17 protein-coding genes and 1 pseudogene are annotated in these 18,941 nt (G+C 67.4%); 12 read left to right on the forward strand and 6 right to left on the reverse strand.

The window, feature by feature from the left end; translation table 11 throughout:
• The first annotated feature begins 12 nt into the window (after nt 1–12).
• The 7 genes from KVT39_RS02505 to KVT39_RS02535 all read left to right on the forward strand — a co-directional run bounded on the left by KVT39_RS02505 (nt 13) and on the right by KVT39_RS02535 (nt 6,454).
• Nucleotides 13–1,614 carry an ABC transporter substrate-binding protein gene (locus tag KVT39_RS02505; protein ID WP_217587677.1) on the forward strand — a complete coding sequence of 534 codons (1,602 nt, stop codon included), beginning with the start codon at nt 13–15 and terminating at the stop codon, nt 1,612–1,614.
• A 10-nt stretch (nt 1,615–1,624) separates the two neighbouring features.
• Nucleotides 1,625–2,695, forward strand: coding sequence for an ABC transporter permease (locus tag KVT39_RS02510; protein ID WP_034180280.1), 1,071 nt, complete (start codon nt 1,625–1,627; stop codon nt 2,693–2,695).
• Between the two features lie 66 nt (nt 2,696–2,761).
• Nucleotides 2,762–3,676 carry a nickel transporter permease gene (nikC, locus tag KVT39_RS02515; protein WP_096474060.1) on the forward strand — a complete coding sequence of 305 codons (915 nt, stop codon included), beginning with the start codon at nt 2,762–2,764 and terminating at the stop codon, nt 3,674–3,676.
• 1 nt (nt 3,677) lies between these two features.
• Nucleotides 3,678–4,592 carry an ABC transporter ATP-binding protein gene (locus KVT39_RS02520; protein ID WP_034180282.1) on the forward strand — a complete coding sequence of 305 codons (915 nt, stop codon included), beginning with the start codon at nt 3,678–3,680 and terminating at the stop codon, nt 4,590–4,592.
• Entirely contained in the window at nt 4,589–5,365 is a 777-nt protein-coding gene (locus KVT39_RS02525) for an ABC transporter ATP-binding protein (RefSeq protein ID WP_217587678.1), read from the forward strand. The genes KVT39_RS02520 and KVT39_RS02525 overlap by 4 nt, the downstream gene beginning before the upstream one ends.
• A 129-nt stretch (nt 5,366–5,494) precedes the next feature.
• Nucleotides 5,495–5,749, forward strand: a complete 255-nt coding sequence (locus tag KVT39_RS02530) for a GlsB/YeaQ/YmgE family stress response membrane protein (protein ID WP_034180284.1) — start codon at nt 5,495–5,497, stop codon at nt 5,747–5,749.
• A gap of 369 nt (nt 5,750–6,118) precedes the next feature.
• Nucleotides 6,119–6,454, forward strand: coding sequence for a type 1 fimbrial protein (locus KVT39_RS02535; RefSeq protein WP_175747584.1), 336 nt, complete (start codon nt 6,119–6,121; stop codon nt 6,452–6,454).
• Between the two features lie 73 nt (nt 6,455–6,527).
• Here KVT39_RS02535 and KVT39_RS02540 read toward each other — a convergent pair whose 3' ends face one another.
• The 3 genes from KVT39_RS02540 to KVT39_RS02550 form a co-directional block, all read right to left on the reverse strand.
• Complete coding sequence (locus KVT39_RS02540) at nt 6,528–7,403, reverse strand: LysR substrate-binding domain-containing protein (protein WP_175747582.1); 876 nt, start codon at nt 7,401–7,403, stop codon at nt 6,528–6,530.
• Nucleotides 7,404–7,500: 97 nt separating this feature from the next.
• Complete coding sequence (gene bla, locus KVT39_RS02545; RefSeq protein ID WP_034180287.1) at nt 7,501–8,400, reverse strand: class A beta-lactamase; 900 nt, start codon at nt 8,398–8,400, stop codon at nt 7,501–7,503.
• Nucleotides 8,401–8,610: 210 nt separating this feature from the next.
• Entirely contained in the window at nt 8,611–9,471 is an 861-nt protein-coding gene (locus KVT39_RS02550) for a peptidoglycan DD-metalloendopeptidase family protein (protein ID WP_217587680.1), read from the reverse strand.
• Nucleotides 9,472–9,974: 503 nt separating this feature from the next.
• Between KVT39_RS02550 and KVT39_RS02555 the strand changes: the two genes are divergently transcribed.
• From KVT39_RS02555 to KVT39_RS02565, 3 genes are all read left to right on the forward strand, one after another.
• Nucleotides 9,975–10,871, forward strand: coding sequence for a LysR substrate-binding domain-containing protein (locus KVT39_RS02555; RefSeq protein ID WP_131949495.1), 897 nt, complete (start codon nt 9,975–9,977; stop codon nt 10,869–10,871).
• A gap of 46 nt (nt 10,872–10,917) precedes the next feature.
• Entirely contained in the window at nt 10,918–11,304 is a 387-nt protein-coding gene (locus KVT39_RS02560) for an ester cyclase (protein WP_034180290.1), read from the forward strand.
• Nucleotides 11,305–11,800: 496 nt separating this feature from the next.
• Nucleotides 11,801–13,969 (forward strand): hypothetical protein, encoded by a 2,169-nt coding sequence (locus tag KVT39_RS02565; RefSeq protein ID WP_217587682.1) that lies wholly within the window; start codon nt 11,801–11,803, stop codon nt 13,967–13,969.
• Between the two features lie 102 nt (nt 13,970–14,071).
• Here KVT39_RS02565 and KVT39_RS02570 read toward each other — a convergent pair whose 3' ends face one another.
• Together KVT39_RS02570 and KVT39_RS02575 are read right to left on the reverse strand one after the other, a co-directional pair.
• Nucleotides 14,072–14,812: a sulfite exporter TauE/SafE family protein gene (locus KVT39_RS02570; RefSeq protein WP_217587684.1), complete on the reverse strand. Its 741-nt coding sequence runs from the start codon at nt 14,810–14,812 to the stop codon at nt 14,072–14,074.
• A 137-nt stretch (nt 14,813–14,949) separates the two neighbouring features.
• Nucleotides 14,950–15,222 (reverse strand): annotated as a pseudogene (locus KVT39_RS02575) (aldo/keto reductase); the annotation flags it as partial.
• Nucleotides 15,223–15,340: 118 nt separating this feature from the next.
• Between KVT39_RS02575 and KVT39_RS02580 the strand changes: the two are divergent.
• Nucleotides 15,341–16,252 carry a LysR family transcriptional regulator gene (locus tag KVT39_RS02580; protein WP_105392502.1) on the forward strand — a complete coding sequence of 304 codons (912 nt, stop codon included), beginning with the start codon at nt 15,341–15,343 and terminating at the stop codon, nt 16,250–16,252.
• Nucleotides 16,253–16,295: 43 nt separating this feature from the next.
• On the opposite strand, the gene KVT39_RS02585 is transcribed toward KVT39_RS02580, so the two are convergent.
• The gene (locus KVT39_RS02585) at nt 16,296–17,450 is read right to left on the reverse strand and encodes a porin (protein ID WP_105392501.1); all 1,155 of its coding nucleotides are present in this window, start codon (nt 17,448–17,450) and stop codon (nt 16,296–16,298) included.
• Nucleotides 17,451–17,832: 382 nt separating this feature from the next.
• Between KVT39_RS02585 and KVT39_RS02590 the strand changes: the two genes are divergently transcribed.
• Complete coding sequence (locus KVT39_RS02590; protein ID WP_034180944.1) at nt 17,833–18,930, forward strand: OpgC domain-containing protein; 1,098 nt, start codon at nt 17,833–17,835, stop codon at nt 18,928–18,930.
• The last annotated feature ends 11 nt before the right edge of the window (nt 18,931–18,941 follow it).

The raw sequence follows: 18,941 nt of genomic DNA on the forward strand, positions 1-18,941 counted from the left end.
GATGGAGCGCACATGAAACCCCTGACATCCCGGCTCGTCGCGGCGCTGGCCGCCGCGTCCGTTCTCGCCGCCGTTCCGCTTTCCGCCGCGTACGCGGAAACGCCGAAGGACCTGTTCGTGATGGCCACGCTGCTCGACGAATTCACGACGCTCGACCCGGGCGAGATCTACGAGCTGGTGCCGGAGGAATACGTCGCGAACACGTACGACCGGCTCGTGCGCGTCGACCTGCGCGATCCGTCGAAATTCAATGGCGATGTCGCGCAGTCGTGGACGGTGAGCACCGACGGGCTGACCTATACGTTCAAGCTGCGCGCCGGCCTCAAGTTCCATTCGGGCAACCCGCTGACGGCCGACGACGTCGCGTGGTCGATCCAGCGCGCGGTGCTGCTCGACAAGGGCCCGGCCGCCGTGCTGACCGGCATCGGCCTCACGAAGGCGAACGTCGCGGCGAACGTGAAGAAGCTCGACGACCTGACTGTGTCGGTCACGACCGACCGCAAATACGCGCCGACCTTCGTGCTGAACGTGCTCGGCTCGTGGCCCGCGTCGGTGCTGGACAAGAAGCTGCTGCTGTCGCACCAGCAGGGCACCGACTTCGGCAACGCATGGCTGAAGACCAACGAGGCCGGCTCCGGCGCGTACAAGCTGGTCAAGTGGACGGCCGGCGACAGCATCGTGCTGCAGCGTTTCGACGGATACCGGCTGCCGCTCGCGATGAAGCGCATCGTGCTGCGCCACGTGCCCGAAGCCGCGAGCCAGCGCCTGCTGCTGGAAAACGGCGACGTCGATGCGGCGCGCGACCTGAGCCCCGACGATCTCGCTTCCGTCGTGAAATCCGGCAAGGCGAAGGTCGCGGCGTCACCGCAGGCGACGCTGCTGTATCTCGGCCTGAACACGAAGAACCCGACGCTCGCGAAGCCCGACGTGCAGGAAGCGCTGAAGTGGCTCGTCGACTATGCCGGCATCCAGGGCAATGTCGTGAAGACGACCTACAAGGTACACCAGACCTTCCTGCCCGAAGGCTTCCTCGGCACGCTGAACGCGAACCCGTACAAGCTCGACGTCGCAAAGGCGAAGGCGCTGCTCGCGAAGGCTGGCGTGCCCGGCGGCTTCACGGTGACGATGGACGTGCGCAACGACTATCCGTACACGGAGATCGCGCAGGCCGTGCAGGCGAACTTCGCACAGGCGGGCATCAAGGTGCAGCTGATCCCCGGCGACAACAAGCAGACGCTCGCGAAATACCGCGCGCGCCAGCACGACATCTACATCGGCGAATGGTCGGCCGACTACATCGATCCGCACAGCAACGCGCAGGGCTTCGCGTGGAATCCGGACAATTCCGACAAGTCGAGCTATAAAATGCTGGCCTGGCGCAACAGCTGGGACATCCCGCAGCTCACGAAGCAAACCGACACCGCGCTCGCCGAACCGACCGCCGCGAAACGCGCGCAGCTCTACCAGGCGATGCAGAAGGACGTGCTCGCGCGCTCGCCGTTCGTGATCATGTTCGAGAAAGTCGCGCAGGTGGCGACGCGGCCCGGCGTGAGCGGGCTCGAAGTCGGGCCGATCAACGATCTCGTGTCGTACCGCAACCTGAAGAAGCAATAAGATTCGCCGCATGTCGACTCCCGCCTCCTCCCTCGAAGCACTGCGCACGCTGCCCGCGCGGCGCCCGGCCGTACGCTGGGCACTGCGCGTGCTGCGCTGGGCGCTCACGCTCGCCGTCACGTTCGCCGGGCTGCTCGCGTTGACGTTCGTGATCGGCCGCAAGGTGCCGATCGATCCCGTGCTCGCGATCCTCGGCGATCGCGCGTCGGCCGATGCGTACGCAGCCGAACGCATCGCGCTCGGGCTCGACAAGCCGCTCGTCACGCAATTCCTGATCTACGCGCGCGACGTGCTGCACGGCAATCTCGGCGTGTCGCTGCTGACCGCGAACCCCGTGCTCGACGACATCAGGCGCGTGTTCCCGGCCACGCTCGAACTGGCGACGATCGCGACGCTGATCGGCATCGCGATCGGCGTGCCGCTCGGCGTCGCGGCCGCCGTGAAGCACAACCGGCCGATCGATCACATCGCGCGCTTCGTCGGGCTGATCGGCAATTCCGTGCCGGTGTTCTGGCTCGGGCTGATGGGGCTGCTGCTGTTCTACGCGCGGCTGCACTGGGTCGGCGGGCCCGGCCGGCTCGATCCCGTGTACGACGGGATGGTCGATCCGCGCACGGGCAGCCTGCTGATCGACGCGGTGCTCGCCGGCGAGTGGGACGTGTTCCGCAACGCGGTGTCGCACATCGCGCTGCCGGCCGCGATCCTCGGCTACTACTCGGTCGCGTATCTCAGCCGCATGACGCGCTCGTTCATGCTCGACCAGTTGAGCCAGGAATACATCGTCACCGCGCGCGCGAAGGGCTTGTCCGAGCGCCGCGTGATCTGGCGGCATGCGTTCGGCAACATCGCGGTGCCGCTGCTCACCGTGATCGCGCTCACGTACAGCAACCTGCTCGAAGGCTCGGTGCTGACCGAGATCGTGTTCGCATGGCCGGGGCTCGGCTCGTACCTGACCGGTGCGCTGCTGAACGCCGACATGAGCGCGGTGCTCGGCGCGACGCTCGTGATCGGCGCGATGTTCATCACCGTCAACCTGCTGACCGACGCGCTGTACCGCGTGTTCGATCCGCGAGCGCGCTGAGGGCCGTTTCGACATGACCGCTTCCACCCTGCTTCTTTCATCGCCCATGCCGAAGGTCGTCCAATCATGAACGCCGAGCGCCTCACGCTGCGCGCGTGGCTGCTTTCCGATGCGCCCGCGTCGCGCTCGCAGGCCGCGCTCGGCCTCGCGTACCGACGCTGGCGCCGTTTCGCCACGAATCCGCTCAACCTGTTCGGGCTCGCGATCCTCGTCGCGCTGATCGTCGTCGCGATCGTCGGTCCGCTGATCATGCCGCACGATCCGCTGCGCCAGGTGCTGTCCGACCGCCTGCTGCCGCCCGGCTCGCCGTCGCACTGGTTCGGCACCGACCAGCTCGGCCGCGACATCCTCTCGCGGCTGATCGCCGGCTCGCGCCTCACGCTCGGCATCGCGCTGCTCGTCGTCGTGATCGTCGTGCCGATCGGCCTGCTGATCGGCACGACGGCCGGCTATTGCGGCGGCTTCGTCGACAGCGTGCTGATGCGCATCACCGACGTCGCGCTCGCGTTCCCGAAGATCGTGCTTGCGCTCGCGTTCGCGGCCGCACTCGGACCCGGCGTGATCAATGCGGTCGTCGCGATCTCGATCACCGCATGGCCCGCGTATGCGCGGCTCGCGCGCGCCGAGACGATCCGCATCGCGCAGGCCGACTACATCCATGCCGCGCGGCTGCAGGGTGCATCGGGCCCGCGCATCCTGCTGCGCTACATCGTGCCGCTGTGCATGTCGTCGGTGATCGTGCGTGCGACGCTCGACATGGCCGGCATCATCCTGACCGTCGCGGGCCTCGGCTTTCTCGGCCTCGGCGCGCAGCCGCCGAGCCCCGAGTGGGGCTTCATGGTCGCGTCGGGCCGCAACGTGCTGCTCGACGCATGGTGGGTCGCGACGCTGCCCGGCATCGCAATCCTGCTCGTGAGCCTCGCGTTCAACCTGCTCGGCGACGGGCTGCGCGACGTCTTCGATCCCCGCCATGGAGCGTGACATGCCGATGAATACCGCCACCGCGCCCGCGCCGCTCTGCGAGATCGACGGGCTGAAGATCGGCTTTCGCGGGCACGACGGTGTCGTGTCCGATGCCGTGCGCGACCTGTCGCTGACGCTCGCGCCCGGCGAACGGCTCGGCATCGTCGGCGAATCGGGTTCCGGCAAATCGCTGACGGGCCGCGCGCTGCTCGGCCTGCTGCCCGACGCCGCGCGCTGGTCGGCGCGCACGATGCGCTTCGGCGGCCACGACCTGCTCGCGATGAACCCGCGCGAACGCCGGCGGCTGTGCGGCAGCCAGATGGGCATGATCCTGCAGGACCCGAAATATTCGCTGAACCCGGTGATGACGGTCGCGAAGCAGATGGGCGAAGCGTTCCGCCTGCACGAGCCCGGGCTGCGCGGCCGCGCGTTGCGCGAACGGATCGTCGACGCGCTCGCGGCCGTGCAGATCCGCGACCCGGCGCGCGTCGCCGATGCGTATCCGCACGAGTTGTCGGGCGGCATGGGCCAGCGCGTGATGATCGCGATGATGGTGTCGACCGGCCCGCGCCTGCTGATCGCCGACGAACCGACGTCCGCGCTCGACGTCGCGGTCTCGATGCAGGTGCTCGCGGTGCTCGACGCGATGATCGCGCGGCACGGCACGGGCCTGATGTTCATCAGCCACGACCTGCCGCTCGTGATGTCGTTCTGCGATCGCGTCGCGGTGATGTACGCGGGCCGCGTGGTCGAAACCTGCGCCGCGCGCGACCTGCGCGACGCGTCTCATCCCTATACGCGCGGGCTGCTCGCGGCGAACCCGCCGCTCGCGAACCCGCCGGACGAACTGCCCGTGCTGCGGCGCGATCCGGCCTGGCTCGATCCCGCGCCGCCGTCCATCCCGCCCGCCGATCGACAGGAGGCTGCACGATGATCGACGTCGATCACGCATCGATCCGTTTCCCGACCCGCACGGGTCACGTCGACGCCGTGCGCGACGCAAGCTTCGCGGTGCGCGACGGCGAGGTGTTCGGGCTCGTCGGCGAATCGGGCTCCGGCAAGTCGACGCTGCTGCGCGCGCTGACCGGCCTCGTGCCGCTCGCGGCCGGCAGCCTGTCGATCGACGGACGGCCGGTCGGCGGCACGCTCGATCGAGCATTCCGCCGCCACGTGCAGATGGTGTTCCAGGATCCGTACGCGTCGCTGCATCCGCGCTTCACGGTCGACCAGACGCTGCGCGAACCGCTGTCGATCCACGAGATCGGCGACGCCGACACACGGATCGCCCGCGCGCTGGCCGAGGTCGGCCTCGGTCCCGCGTTCCGCTTCCGCTATCCGCACCAGTTGTCGGGCGGCCAGCGGCAGCGCGTCGCGATCGCACGCGCGCTGATCGTCGAGCCGCGCGTGCTGCTGCTCGACGAACCGACGTCCGCGCTCGACGTGTCGGTGCAAGCCGAGATCCTGAACCTGCTGCGCCGCCTGCACCGCGAACGCAACCTGACGATGATCCTCGTCAGCCACAACCTCGCGGTGATCGGCTTCCTGTGCCAGCGCGTTGCCGTGATGCAGCATGGCGAGATCGTCGAGCAGCTTCGGGTCGAGGACGTGCGCGCCGGGCAGGTCGCGCGCGACTACACGCGCACGCTGCTGCAAGCGACCGAAGGCTACCGCCGTCTCGCCCCGGTGACTGGCGCACCGCACGCCTGACATCTGCGCGACGCGCCGGCATGCGATACTCCGCACACCACGCGCCGGCTTGCCGCCGCGTGGAACGCTTGTGCGCCGCACGGGTCAATTTCCTTTCGTCAACAGCTCAACAGCAATAGGGAGGCGTTCATGCTGCAATTCATCGAAACCCTGGTCGTCGGGCTCATCGTCGGCCTCCTCGCCCGCGCGCTCAAGCCCGGCGACGACAAGATGGGCATCCTGATGACGGCCGTACTCGGCGTCGTCGGCGCGCTGGTCGCCGGCTACGTCGGCCGCGCCGCCGGCTGGTATGCGCCGGGCCAGGGTGCGGGCTGGATCGCATCGATCATCGGCGCGATCGTGCTGCTCGTGATCGTCGGCGCGGTGCGCAAGCGCATGGCCTGATCGCGCCGCCGCACCGCCCTCCCCCCCGCAAAACGGCCGCTCGTCATCACGAGCGGCCGTTTTCTTTTGGCGAACGACGCTTCGCGCTAATACCGATTCGTTGATTCCGCAACGATTCACCCGCAAAAAACGGCGTCCGCCGGCGACCGTCCCTCTGGTTTACTACACCGGCATTACCCGGGCTTGCGGCCGCTCAATTTTGAGATAAATTGATTGAAGGAATACGCCGCAGTTTGCTTATTCCCGTTACTTCCAATTTTTCATTCAAGAGACTCGATGGATTTGCCGTTTACGCAGTCAGCATCGCGGCGATGACGGACTGCCACCCGAGCGGCCCCGCTGCGACGCGCTTCCTCTCTGGAGCCTGTCATGAAGCATCGCCTGTTCGCCGCCTCGTTCGCCCTGGCTGCCTCGCTTCTGGCCACGTCCTCGTCCTTTGCCGCCGGCGCGTCCGGCACCATCTACTTCTCCGGCATGATCGTCGAGCCGCCCTGCTCGTTCGCGCTCGATACGCCCAACGCCGCGCCCGCTCGCGTGCGCGCCGACTGCCCGCGGCCGGCAACCGGCCAGATCGCGTTCGTCGACGCGGCGAGCATGCAGGCCGTCAAGACCACGACCTTTACTCAGGCCTCGCGCGCAATCGTTTTACCGAACCGTCCGGGCAACAATCTCGCGCCGATGATCGCCGTCGTGACCTACCAGTAACACCGGCCGCCCGCGCGGCGCGCGGCGGGTCCGGCGGGTCCGGCGGGTCCGGCGGGTCCGGCGCGGCCGCGCGTCAGTCGCGATGGCGCGCGATCCAGTCGCTGAACGCGCGGATCTTCTGCTGGTTGCCGATGTTCTCGGGATAGACGAAGAAGTAGCGTGCGCCGGTCTCGAGCACGATGTCGAACGGCCGTTCGAGCCGGCGCGCGCTGACGTCGTCGTCGACGAGCGTCACGTCGCCGATCGCGACGCCGAAGCCCTGCATCGCCGCGTTCGTCGCGAGATCGAGCGTGTCGAAGGTGGGCCCGCGCGCGGGATCGACGCCGCGCTCGCCCGCATGATCGAGCCAGGCACGCCAGTCGCGATGGTCGCGGGTCGGATGCAGCAGCGTATGACGCGCGAGATCGCCCACCGCCTCGAGCGGCGACGCCTGCCGCAACTCCGGTGCGCATACCGGCGTCAGCCGTTCGTCGAACAGCGGCAGTGCGAATATGCCCGCGCCGGGGGGCGACGTGCCGTAGACGATTGCCGCGTCGAACGGCTCGGTCGAGAAATCGACGACGTGCTGCCACGCGGTCGTGATCTGCACATGGAGATCGGGATGCTCGCCCTGGAAGCGCATGATGCGCGGCAGCATCCAGCGGATCACGCAGGTCGGCACCTTCAGCGCGAGATCGGTGCGCTGACGCGTGAGCTTCATCGAGATGTCCTCGATCCGCGCGAAGCTCTCGTTGACCACCGGCAGCAGCTGCTCGCCCTCGGCCGTCAGCGTGAGGCCCTTCGCATGGCGCTTGAACAGCGGAAAGCCGTAATGCGCCTCGAGCGTCTGGATCTGCCGGCTCACCGCGCCCTGCGTGATGCATAGCTGCTCGGCCGCGCGCGTGAAGCTGCGGTGGCGAGCCACCGTCGAGAAGATCTGCAGCGCGTGCAGGGGCGGAAGTCGGCGCATGAAAAGGCACAGGAAACGGAAGGACCGCGCGCCGACGCCGGCGCGCGCTGACCGACACGATAAGCCAAACGCCGGCTTTGCGCGAGGCGCGCGCCGCTCAGGCCGTCGCGGCGAGTGCGCCCGCCGCGATGCGCGCCGCCGATGCGACGACGTCCGCGCGAGCCGCAGCGTCGGCCTGCGGCTGCGTGAACGACACGGCCATCACGAGCGGCGCGCGCGACGGCGGCCACAGCACCGCGACGTCGGTCGTCGTGCCGTACCCGCCCGTGCCGGCCTTGTCCGCGACGCGCCAGCCGGGCGGCACGCCCGCCGCAATGCCGGTCGCGCCGCGCGCGCCGCCGACCATCCATTCCGTCAGTTGCGCGCGCTGCGGTTCGCGCAGCGTGTCGCCGAGCAGCAGCCGCTGCAGCGTGTCGACCATCGCGACCGGCGTCGACGTATCGCGTTCGTCATCCGGCACGGCCTTGTTCAGTTCGGGTTCCCAGTGATCGAGGCGAAACGTCGTGTCGCCGCTCTCGTGTGCGAACGACGTGACGGCCTGCGGGCCGCCGAGCACGCCCATCAGCAGGTTACCCGCGCCTTTGTCGCCCGAGCGCAGCATCGCGTCGCAAAGCTGCGCGATCGTCATGCCCGTGTCGACATGGCTTTCCGTGATCGGCGAACCCGACACGACTTCGTAGCGGCGGTACAGGATGCGGCGCGGCAGCAGCGACGCGTCGAGCGCGCCGCGCGCGAGTATCGCGCCGGCGGCGACGACCGCATACGTGCCGCACAAAGGAAAGCGCTCGCGCGCGTGGTGGGCGATGCGCACGCCGTTCGACGTATCGAGCGCGGCGACGCCGAGCCGGCCGTTCGACGCTTTCTCGAGTGCGGCGAGTTCGGCTTGCGCGGCGTGGGCGCGCCCCTGGTCGGCGACCGGCGCTGACGTGCACGCGGCGACGAACGGCGCGGCAACGGCGGCAAGCAACAGCGAGCGGCGTGTCGGAGAGTGTTCCATGGATGAGGTGTGTTCTGTCGGAAACGATGGCACGAAGCAACGCGGGCGCGCATCGGCGATGCACGCCCGTTCACGCCGACGGCCGCCCGCGACGGCATTCGTCGCCGCATCCCCGAAAGACGCCCGTCGGCCCCGCGCGAAGCGCGGGATTCGCAAACAGCCCCTAGCCTAGCAGCGACAGTCGTCGCGTTCCAGCAGAACGGCCCGGCTTCATCCTTGCGAAGAAGGCAGGTACGGCATCGGATTCACCGGCTTGCCGTCGCGCCGCACCTCGAACAGCAGCGCGACGCGCGAATTGTCGAGGTCGCCCATCTCGGCGATCGCATCGCCCTGGCGCACGATGTCGCCCGTCTTCACCAGCAGCTTGCGGTTATGCGCATAGGCGGTCAGGAAATCCGCGTTGTGCTGGACGATGATCAGGCTGCCGTAATCGTTCAGGCCGGTGCCCGCGTACATCACGCGGCCGTCGGCCGCCGCGCGAACCGGGTCGCCCGGCCGGCCGGCGATCTGGATGCCGCGGTTCTGGCCCGGCCGAAACCCCTCGACGATCTTGCCGTTTGCGGGCCACTTGAGCGCGACGCCGCCCGCATGCCGCTTCGTTTCCTTCACGACCTGACGGTCGCTCGCCGTCGATGCGGTTGCCTGTGCCGTCGCCTGATTGCCGGCCACCGCATCGCTCGCGGCGGCCGGCGCGGCGGCCTGCGTGCCGGCCGCGCCCGACGGCGGCAGCGGCTGCTGCCTGACGATGCGCAGCACCTGCCCCTTGCGCAGCTTGCCGTTCGCGCCCAGCTTGTTCCAGGTGCGCAGGTCGGCAACGCTGCAGTTGTTCGCGGACGCGATGCCCGTCAGCGTGTCGCCGCGTTTCACGACGTACTTTTGCGCGACGAGAATCGGCGCCGGCGGCAGCGTGGCGGCCGACGGCGCAGCGGCGGGCTGGCTCGACGGCGACGGCTGCCCCGCCAGCGTATCGCTCGGCGGGACGGACTGCGTATTTGCACAACCGGCCATGACGAGCACGGCGGCCAGGCCCGTCAGCCACGCCGCGTTGCGGCAAATCTCGCGCGTTTTCATGGACGATCAACTCCGATTTGACAATCTTTCAAGCATCTCAAAAACGGAACGGCCGACGTGTAACCGGATGCAAACAATGATGACAAACGATCACGAACGGGACGTCGGCCGACATTCGCTACCGGTAATACGGTCCGATCCCGAAAAACTTGATGGTCTTTTCGCGTGAAAACGGAAGAATTTTCGTCTCAGGAGGCTATGGCGGATTGATTTCAATAGGAGCGTGCCGCCGCGCTCAACGCAGCCATGCGACGAGTTCGGAACAGGCCCACGCAATGCCGATGCACAGGAACAACACATGCAACGCGATCTTGAACGACACACCCCACGACGAATCGATCTGCATGACTGGCTCCCCGGTATTGAGATGCGGCCATGATCGGGCATCGATCGTGCCCCGAAAATGCGGAACCGGCGAATCGGGTCTCAGGCTGCGCCTGAGACCGACGCCGCGGTTCCTGCTAATTTATCGGCCATTCCAACGCTATCGCTCCCCGCCCATCATGCGCTTCGACCTGACCGACCTGCGGCTCTTCCTGAACATCTGCGAGGCCGGCACGATCACGAGCGGCGCCGAACGCACGCACATCACGCTGCAGGCCGCGAGCGAGCGCATCCGCGGCATGGAGGACGAGCTCGGCGTGCCGCTGCTGCACCGGACCAAGTCGGGCGCGCAGGCGACCGACGCCGGCCGCGCGCTCGAACACCACGCGCGCACGGTGCTACAGCAGATCGACCACATGCGCGGGGAACTGCAGCAATACGGTCAGGGGCTGCGCGGCCATATCCGGCTGCTGTGCAACACGGCGTCGCTGAGCGAATACCTGCCCGACGCGCTGGCCGATTACCTGCCGCATCATCCGAAGCTGTCGATCAGCGTCGAGGAGCGTTCGAGCCAGGAGATCGTGCATGCGATCCGCAACAAGACGGCCGAGGTCGGCATCGTGGCCGATTCGGTCGGGCTCGGCGGACTCGAACAGAAACCGTTCCGCGAGGACTGGCTGATCGTCGTCGTGCCGGCCGCGCATCCGCTCGCGTCGCACGACAAGGTCGCGTTCGACGCGATCGCCGACGCCGATTTCATCGGCCTCACCGACGGCAGCGCGCTGCAGGTGCACCTGGCCGACCAGGCGCGCGCTCTCGGCAAGCGGATCCGCTATCGCGTGCAACTGAAGAGCTTCGACGCGATCTGCCGCGTGATCGCGAGCGGCGTGGGTATCGGCATCGTGTCGCGGCACGCGGCCGAGCGCGCGATGCAAACGCTGGACGTGCGGCTCGTCGAGCTGGCCGATCCGTGGAGCCACCGGAAGCTGACGCTCTGCGCGCGGTCGTTCGATGCGCTGCCGAAGTACACGCGGGAGTTCGTGGCGTTTTTGTCCGGCGAAACAGCACCGCGGTGACGCGCGCCGCATTCGACCCACCCCACCGACACACGGAGGCACGGCCATGACCGACACCGATCTCGCCACCCGCTACCGCGCGTATATCGACTGCCTGAACCGGCAGGACTGGCCGTCACTCGGCCAGTATGTCGACGACAACGTGATCCACAACGACCGGCCGCTCGGCCTCGCCGGTTACCGCGCGATGCTGGAACAGGACTTTCGCGACATTCCCGATCTCCGTTTCGACATCCGGCTGCTCGCGTGCGAGCCGCCGCGCGTCGCGAGCCGGCTTCGCTTCGCGTGTTCGCCGACAGGGACGTTCATGGGGCTCGCCGTCGACGGCAGGAAGGTCACGTTCGCCGAGAACGTGTTCTACGAGTTCCACGACGGCAAGATCCGCCAGGTCTGGTCGGTGATCGACAAGGCGGCGATCGAGGCTCAGCTTTAGCAGCGCCTGCGCGGCCGGGCGCCGGTCATGATCGATGCGCCGACGCCCGGCTCGATTCGTTTCGATCCTTATGGATAACGTTTTCTCTAAAATGTGATCAAACGCGCATCGCAGGAGAGCGAGCCCGCCTGCCGCTTCAGTATCGGTATCCTGCGCTGCACCCAATCGACTTCGGAAAAAATTCCCCGCAATTTCCGCGTAATCCCGATCTCGCCCCACACCTCCCTCTTCCCACTATTCGGGTTTCTACCGGCGCTTCCGACGTCAAAGTTCATTGACATCAAGCCGTTCGATGCCTAAATTTGGAAAACGTTTTCCAATGTATCAGCGCGACGCCGGCCTCGGCCCGCGCAGGGGGAACGCTTGCCCGCTCGAGTTGTGATTCAGGCCATCCGTCTTCAGGGATCAGGGTTCAAGGCGGAGGTCAGGTACGGGCGTCGAGCGCGGCAACGGCCACACCTGCCCGTCCTTCATCACTATTCAAACTGGAGACACAATGCATCCGCGCAGCAGATTCGCGCTCGGCGCCGCGCTCAGCGCCCTTTCCGTCCTGTTCGTCAGCGCGTGCGGCGGCAGCGACGTGACCGACACGCCGCCGCAGTCGTCGTCGCCCCCGCCTTCGACACCCACACTCGCGGCGAACTCGCTGCAGGCGCTCGTCTACGGCGCGCCCGACACCAGCGTGCCGGCCGGCACGAACATTCCCGCCACGATGATGGGCCAGATGCGCGCGCTGTTCGACCTGATCCGGAAATCGCCCGACTTCACGCAGGTCGTGATGGATCTCGGCGACGGCACGCCGGTGCACGTGCTCGATACCAACACCGGCGACAAATTCCTGCCCGGCAAGCTCGCGCTCGGCCTGTCGTACATCCTGATCGACATGAAGTCGAAGGGCGACCCGCAATACGCGAGCTACCTCGCGACGTACCAGACGATCACGACCGCGATGATGGCGCAGTCGGGCAGCAATTACGCGTATGCGAACACGTCGTGGGGCGAGTACTACTACCTCGTCGCGCTGAACAACCTCAAGGCGCACGGGATGCTCAACGAAGTCTTCAGCGACGCGATGCTCGCGACGCTGCAGCAGCGGCTCACCTTCTGCGACATGTTCGGCCCCGACGCGAGCGGCAAGACCAGTACGTGCCCGGCCGCCGGCACGCCGATCGACATCGCGTCGCTCAACACCGCGCAGAACTACTATGCGGTGTCCTACGGAATCGCCGGGCTGCGGCAGAAGCTCGGCTGGAGCAGCCCGTCGTTCGCGTCGGCGACCGATCCGTCCGTCGCGACGATGGGTGCGCGCGACGCGCTGCTGTACACGCTCGCGAACCACATCCGCAAGGATTCGTCGGGCGGGTTCTCGGACGAAGCGTCGAACACGCACACGACCTATTACGACCAGGCGCGCTTCGACCGCTACAGCACGCTGCTGATCGGCGAAGTGGTCGAGCGCACGTTCGAGATGGGTAACGAAGCGAATCTCACGCCCGAGCTGAAGGGTTATCTGCGCAAGTCGGTCGACCTGATCCTGCCGCAGCTGAACACCGACGGCCAGGGCTTCAACTACGGCCGCTCGATCGGCCCGTACGGCGATTCCGCGTTCATGGAGGTGCTGACGGCCGCGGCCAACGCCGGTGTGCTGTCCGACCAGGAGAAGCAGGTCGCGTATGCATTCATCTACCGGGCCGCGCATCGCTTCGACACCTACTGGTACGACCCGTCGCTGCCGACGCCGTCGGTGAACATGTGGGTCAAGGGCCGCGGCACCGACACGTATCGCGGCAAGCCGCGCGTGATGGGCGAGAACTTCAGTCTGCTGCACCAGTACCTGTACGTGAACGCGTGGTGGAACAAGCTCGGCTTCGGCGGCAAGGCGCCGATGGCGGATGCGGACTACAACGCGTGGCTCGACGCGCTGCCGCGCTACACGCTCACCTGGTACAACCAGCCCGGCGACACCGCGCATCCGTACAGCGCGGCGCTGCTCACCGTACGCGACGGCCGGCGCGTGATCAACCTGAACCTCAGCCAGGCGCCCGACTACAACTCGTTCACGCCGTACTACCCGGTACCGTTCTCCGACAAGCTGATCTATGGCACGACCGATCTAGGCTATGCGCTGCTGGTGCCGCAGGTGTCGTACAACGGGAAGACCTACATTCCCGTCACGTACTACAGGAACCTGAACGTGCAGCAGGCCAACGGCCAGGTGATCGTGTCGTTCGATACCGCGAAATTCCGTCTCGCGTCGAAGAACGCGGCGTACACGACCGATCTCGACCTGCAGGTGCATACGGTGCTGACGTTCGCGCACGGCACGGTCGCGCGCAGCGATACGCTGAGTTCGGGCACGCTCGCCGGCAACCTGTCGGTCGAGACGGACTTCACGTCGTTCGCGGATTTCGCGTCCACGCACACCAACGGCGACGGCGTATCGGTGGCATACGCGAACAGCGCTGCGACCGGCTATGCGGCATCCGGGTTCGACAACTGCGTGCTGTCCGCCTTCGACACGGCAAACGGCACGACGAATCCGTTGTCGACGACGCCGATCGGCCAGTTGCATTCGAACTTCGCGTGCACGACGAAGCCGTTTGCGCTCGGCGCGGGCGCGACCCGCACGCTCGGTTGGACGCTGAAATACGCCGATCCGGCCTGAGCGGTGCGACCGCCGTCCTGTTATCGCTCCCGAAGCCGGCAGCAGAAACCGGCTTCGGGATGTTTCGGGACGGCGGGCATCACGCTCCGCGGCGATACCCGCTTACAGCCACCCCGAGGCGGCCATGTACGCACCGAGCGCAATCAGCCCGACGAAGAAGCAGCGCCTGAACGCCTGCTCGCTCATCACGCGCCGCGCGTATTGCCCGCCGGCCATTCCGGCCAGCGCCGGCACGAGTGCGAGCGCCGACACGCCGAGATCGACCGTCTGCAGCGCGCCCGTCACGCGCAACTGCAAGCCGAGCGCGATCGTCGATGCGGTAAACGACAGCCCGAGCGCCTGGATCAGGTCGTCCTTCGACAGCCGCAGCGCCTGCAGGTACGGCACGGCCGGCACGACGAACACGCCGGTCGCGGCCGTCACGATGCCCGTCAGGTAGCCGACCACGGCCGACAGCCAGGTTTCGTGACGCCCCGGCGCGGGCAGCCGCGCGGCGGCCAGCCCCCACAGCCCGTAGGCGATCAGCACCACGCCCAGCGCCGCATGCGTCCATGTGCTGCCGGCCGCGAGCGCGGGCAGTCCGCCCGTCAGCGTGCCGATCGCGAGACCGGCGAGCAGCGGCCACAAGCGACGCAGCAACGGCCCGAACGACGGGCCGAGCCACAACTGCCACACATTGGTGATGAACGACGGCACGAGCAGCAGGCTCGCCGCGGCCGACGGCGGCATCGCGAGCGTCAGCAACCCCATCGCGATCGTCGGCAGCCCGAGCCCGATCATTCCCTTCACCGCGCCGGCCAGCAGGAAAACCAGCACGATGATCGTCAGCGTATGAATTTGCATGGAGGGCGTTCCGTCCGGTCGGGTTGAATACGGCGCCGATGGTGAACCGCCGTCAGTCCGCCCGCCATCTGGTTTTGCCTGAGGCTGGCTAGGGCCCGTCGGGCGGGCATGTCGGGCAACCGTTCAGGCCCCATGGATCACCCCCGCGCCTGCTCGCTGTCGAGGTGAGCCATCGGTGAAGCCGGATAGCGGTCACCGGTAGCCGCCCCGGCGGGAACCGCCGTTTCGATGCGAGAGGGATCATTGACCGTTAGTTGCAATTCAGGCGCGTGCGATGCGTCTTTCAATTGCGTGCGCTTGCGCGCGCCGACCAGCGGCACGATGTCGATGCCGTGCGACAGCACCCACGCGATCGTGACCCGGGCCGGATTGCTGCCCTTCTCGTCGGCGATCGTGCGCAGCGCGTCGACCTTCACGGGTGGACTATCGGTGCATCGCGGCGCGCGATAAACGCGAAACGCTCCACCCAACCATTCCGCGCTGATTAACAATGGAGCCTGTTCCAACCCGCCAACGCTCCTGCCCCGCATGGACCACCTGCAAGCAATGCGCATCTTCGCGCGCGTCGCCCATCTCGGCAGCTTCACGAAAGCGGCCGAGCAGTTGCAACTGCCACGCCCGACGGTGAGCAACGCCGTCCAGTATCTGGAAAAGCACCTGAATATCCGCCTGCTGCAGCGCACGACGCGGCGCGTCGCGCTGACCGCCGAGGGCGCGACCTATTACGAGCGCTGCGTGCAGTTGCTGGCCGATCTCGACGATGCGGAATCGCTGTTCGAGGACGCCCGCGCGTCGCCGCGCGGCGTGATCCGCGTCGACCTGCCCGAGCGCTTCGCGCTGAACCAGGTGATTCCGGCGCTGCCGGATTTTCATGCGCGCTACCCCGACCTGCGCGTCGTGATCAGCACGACCGACCGCTTCGTCGATCTCGTCTCCGACGGCATCGACTGCGCGGTGCGGGTCGGCGTGCTGTCCGACACGTCGCTCGTCGCGCGGCGGATCGGCGAGATGGCGCAGGTCAACTGCGCGTCGCCCGCGTATCTCGCGCGCCACGGCACGCCGCGATCACCGGACGAACTGCCCGACCACGTCGCGGTCGGCTATTTCTCGAGCCGCACGGGCCGCGAGCTGGACTGGGAATATGCGGACATGGATACGGGCGAACTGCACACGGTGAAGATGCGCAGCATCGTGTCGGTGAACAGCTCGCAGGCGTATCTCGCGTGCTGTCTCGCGGGCCTCGGGCTGATCCAGGCGCCGCGCGACGGGCTCGCGCCGCTGTTCGCCGACGGCTCGCTGGTCGAAGTGCTGCCGGAATGGCATGCCGAGCCGCTGCCCGTGTCGGTGGTGTTCCCGCACGGGCGCCATCTCGCGCCGCGCGTGCGGATCTTCGTCGACTGGCTCGCGGAAACGCTCGGCGGCACGCGCCAGGCGGGCTGACAAGGGCCGGCCCGGGGCACCCCGGCCCCGGGCCGCCGCCCGTTCAGAACTTGTGGCGGATCGCGGCGCGCACCGCGAACTGGTTCGACGACGACGACGGGCCGTCCGTCCCGACGACGTAGCCGCCGTCGGCCGCCGTGCCGGTCTTGTCGCCGCCGACCTTCTGCCACGCGCCCTGCAGATAGACGTCGGTGCGCTTCGACAGGCTGTAGTCGGCCATCAGGCCGACCGTGTGGTACTTCGGCTTGAACGAGCCGGCCGCGGCATCGAACTTGCCGTCCGTGTATACGTACTGCGCGCCGAGATAGAAATCGGGCGTGAGCTGGTACTTGCCGTTGATCTCGAAGTTCTGGAACTTCGTCGCGGTCAGCCCGAGGCCGGCGAACGTCGAGGCCGGCAGGTAGACGGTCGACACCGGGTTCTTCACGTCCGTCTTCGTGTAGACGAAGCCGACCGTTGCCGGGCCGAACGTGTAGTTGACGCCGCCGCCGAAGATGCGCAGGCGGTCGGCGACGAAGTTCGCGTCGTCGGCCGCGATCGCGCCCGCGCTGCCGACGCCCGGGTTGTTCGCCTGCAGGTACGCGGCCGCGACCTGCAGCCCGGCCAGCGAATACTGCGCACCGATGCTGTACTGGCGGTTGTTCGAGAAACCGGTGCTGTTGCTGAAGCTGTACGTGCCGCCCAACGTCAGGCCGTTCCAGTCGGGGCTCGCGTACTTGACCGTGTTGTTGACGCGGAACGAGTTGTCCGTGTTGTCGTTGTCGAACGGGTGCGAGAACAGCGTGCCGCCCCAGTTGCCGTTCGCGGTCAGCGGCGCGAGATAGTCGACGACGGAATCGTACTGGCGGCCGAAGGTCAGCGTGCCGAAGCGCGACTCGCTCAGCCCGACGAACGCCTGGCGACCGAACATGCGGCCGCCCTGGTTGAGCCGGCCGTTGTTCACGTCGAAACCGTTTTCCAGCGTGAAGATCGCCTTGAGCCCGCCGCCGAGATCCTCGCTGCCCTTCAGGCCCCAGCGGCTGCCTTGCGCGAAACCGCTCGCGAGCTGGTAATTCGTCTTTCCGACCCCATTGACGTTCACGTTGTTCGTGTAATTGAAGCCTTCGTCGATCAGGCCGTACAGCGTCACGCTGTTCTGGGCAAAGGCCGGCGCGGCGAAGGCAGCGAGCGCGGCTGCAAAAATGACGTGCTTCTTCATGACGGATCTCCGGAGCCGAGGGCCGGACGGGCCGAGCGCCCGGCGAATTGTTTCGTCTGTTTTGTGTATGGCCCGCAGGGCGGACGACGCGGTGTGCGGCCGCGTGAGGACAAAATGGTGTCACGTCGCAAATCGTCCGTCCATCGGGGTAAGGAAACCGCGCGCAAAGCGTTGCGCTCTCCCAACTGCCCCGTTACGCAGACAGCCTGACCGGGCTTGTCGGCAGCGGCAGTCCGGCCCGCCATCCGCGTAAACCCGACAAGCGTCGCATCGGTGGCACAATGCGCATCCGTTCGCCATTTCTTCACGAAGTCATGCTTCACCCCGATTCATGCGCGGCATGTGCCGGCCGCGCACGCGACCCGCGCCGGGCGGCGGTCCGATGACCGCGCCTGCCCGGGCCGGCCGCTACGCCGAGCTCGATTTCTTCCGCGGCCTCGTGCTGCTCGTCATCGTCGTCGACCATATCGGCGGCAGCATCCTGTCGCGCGTGACGCTGCACGCGTACGCGCTGTGCGACGCGGCCGAGGTATTCGTGTTCCTCGGCGGCTTCGCGACCGCGATCGCGTACAACTCGCTCGCCGAGCGGCACGACGAGGCCGCCGCGCGCCAGCGCTTCATCCTGCGCGCGTTCGAGATCTACCGCGCGTTCCTCGTGACGGCCGGCCTGATGCTGCTGATCACGGCCGCGCTGAACGCGTTCGCGATCGACGGCCCGAACATGCCGACCAACGATCTCGACGGCCTGCTCCACAAGCCGCTCGCCGCGCTGCGCGACATCCTGCTGTTCCGCCGCCAGCCGTACCTCGCGTCGGTGCTGCCGATGTACGCGTTCTTCGCGCTGCTCGTCCCGCTCGCACTGCCGCTCGCGCGCACGCAGCCGTGGCTGATGCTCGCGTTCAGCGGATCGCTGTGGTACGCGGCACCGCACGTCGCGCGCTTTTTGCCGACCGTCGAAGGCGCGCCGTGGGACTTCAACCCGTTCGCGTGGCAGTTCCTGTTCGTGCTCGGCGTGATCGCGCGCTGCCAGCCCGTCTACCAGACGCTCGCGCCCAGGCCGCAGGGCTGGCTGCTCACGGCCGTGTCGCTCGCGATCGTCGCCGCCGGCGCGTACTACCGGCTGCGCATCGAACCGTTCCCGACCGATCCGTCGATCAAGCAGAATCTCGGCGCACTGCGGCTCGTGAATTTCCTCGCGATCGCGTGGCTCGCGGCCAAGCTCGTGCACCTCGGCTGGATGAAGAAGGTCGCGCACGCGATGCCGTGGATCGGCACGATCGGCCGGCAGGGGCTGCTGTGCTTCGTCGCGGGCACCGGCATCTCGCTCGCGGTCGATTCGCTGCTTTACCAGGCGACCGAAGGCTATCTCGACGTGCCGCTCGGCCTGACCGCCGATGCCGTCGCGATGGGCCTGCTGTATCTCGTCGCCAAACTCTACGGGCCGCTCGTCGCGCGGCTGCCGTTCCGTTCGCGGCAATGACGCGCCGCGCC

This window comes from Burkholderia sp. GbtcB21 (assembly GCF_019091065.1).
In the GTDB taxonomy this organism is placed as follows: Bacteria; Pseudomonadota; Gammaproteobacteria; order Burkholderiales; family Burkholderiaceae; genus Burkholderia; species Burkholderia pyrrocinia_C.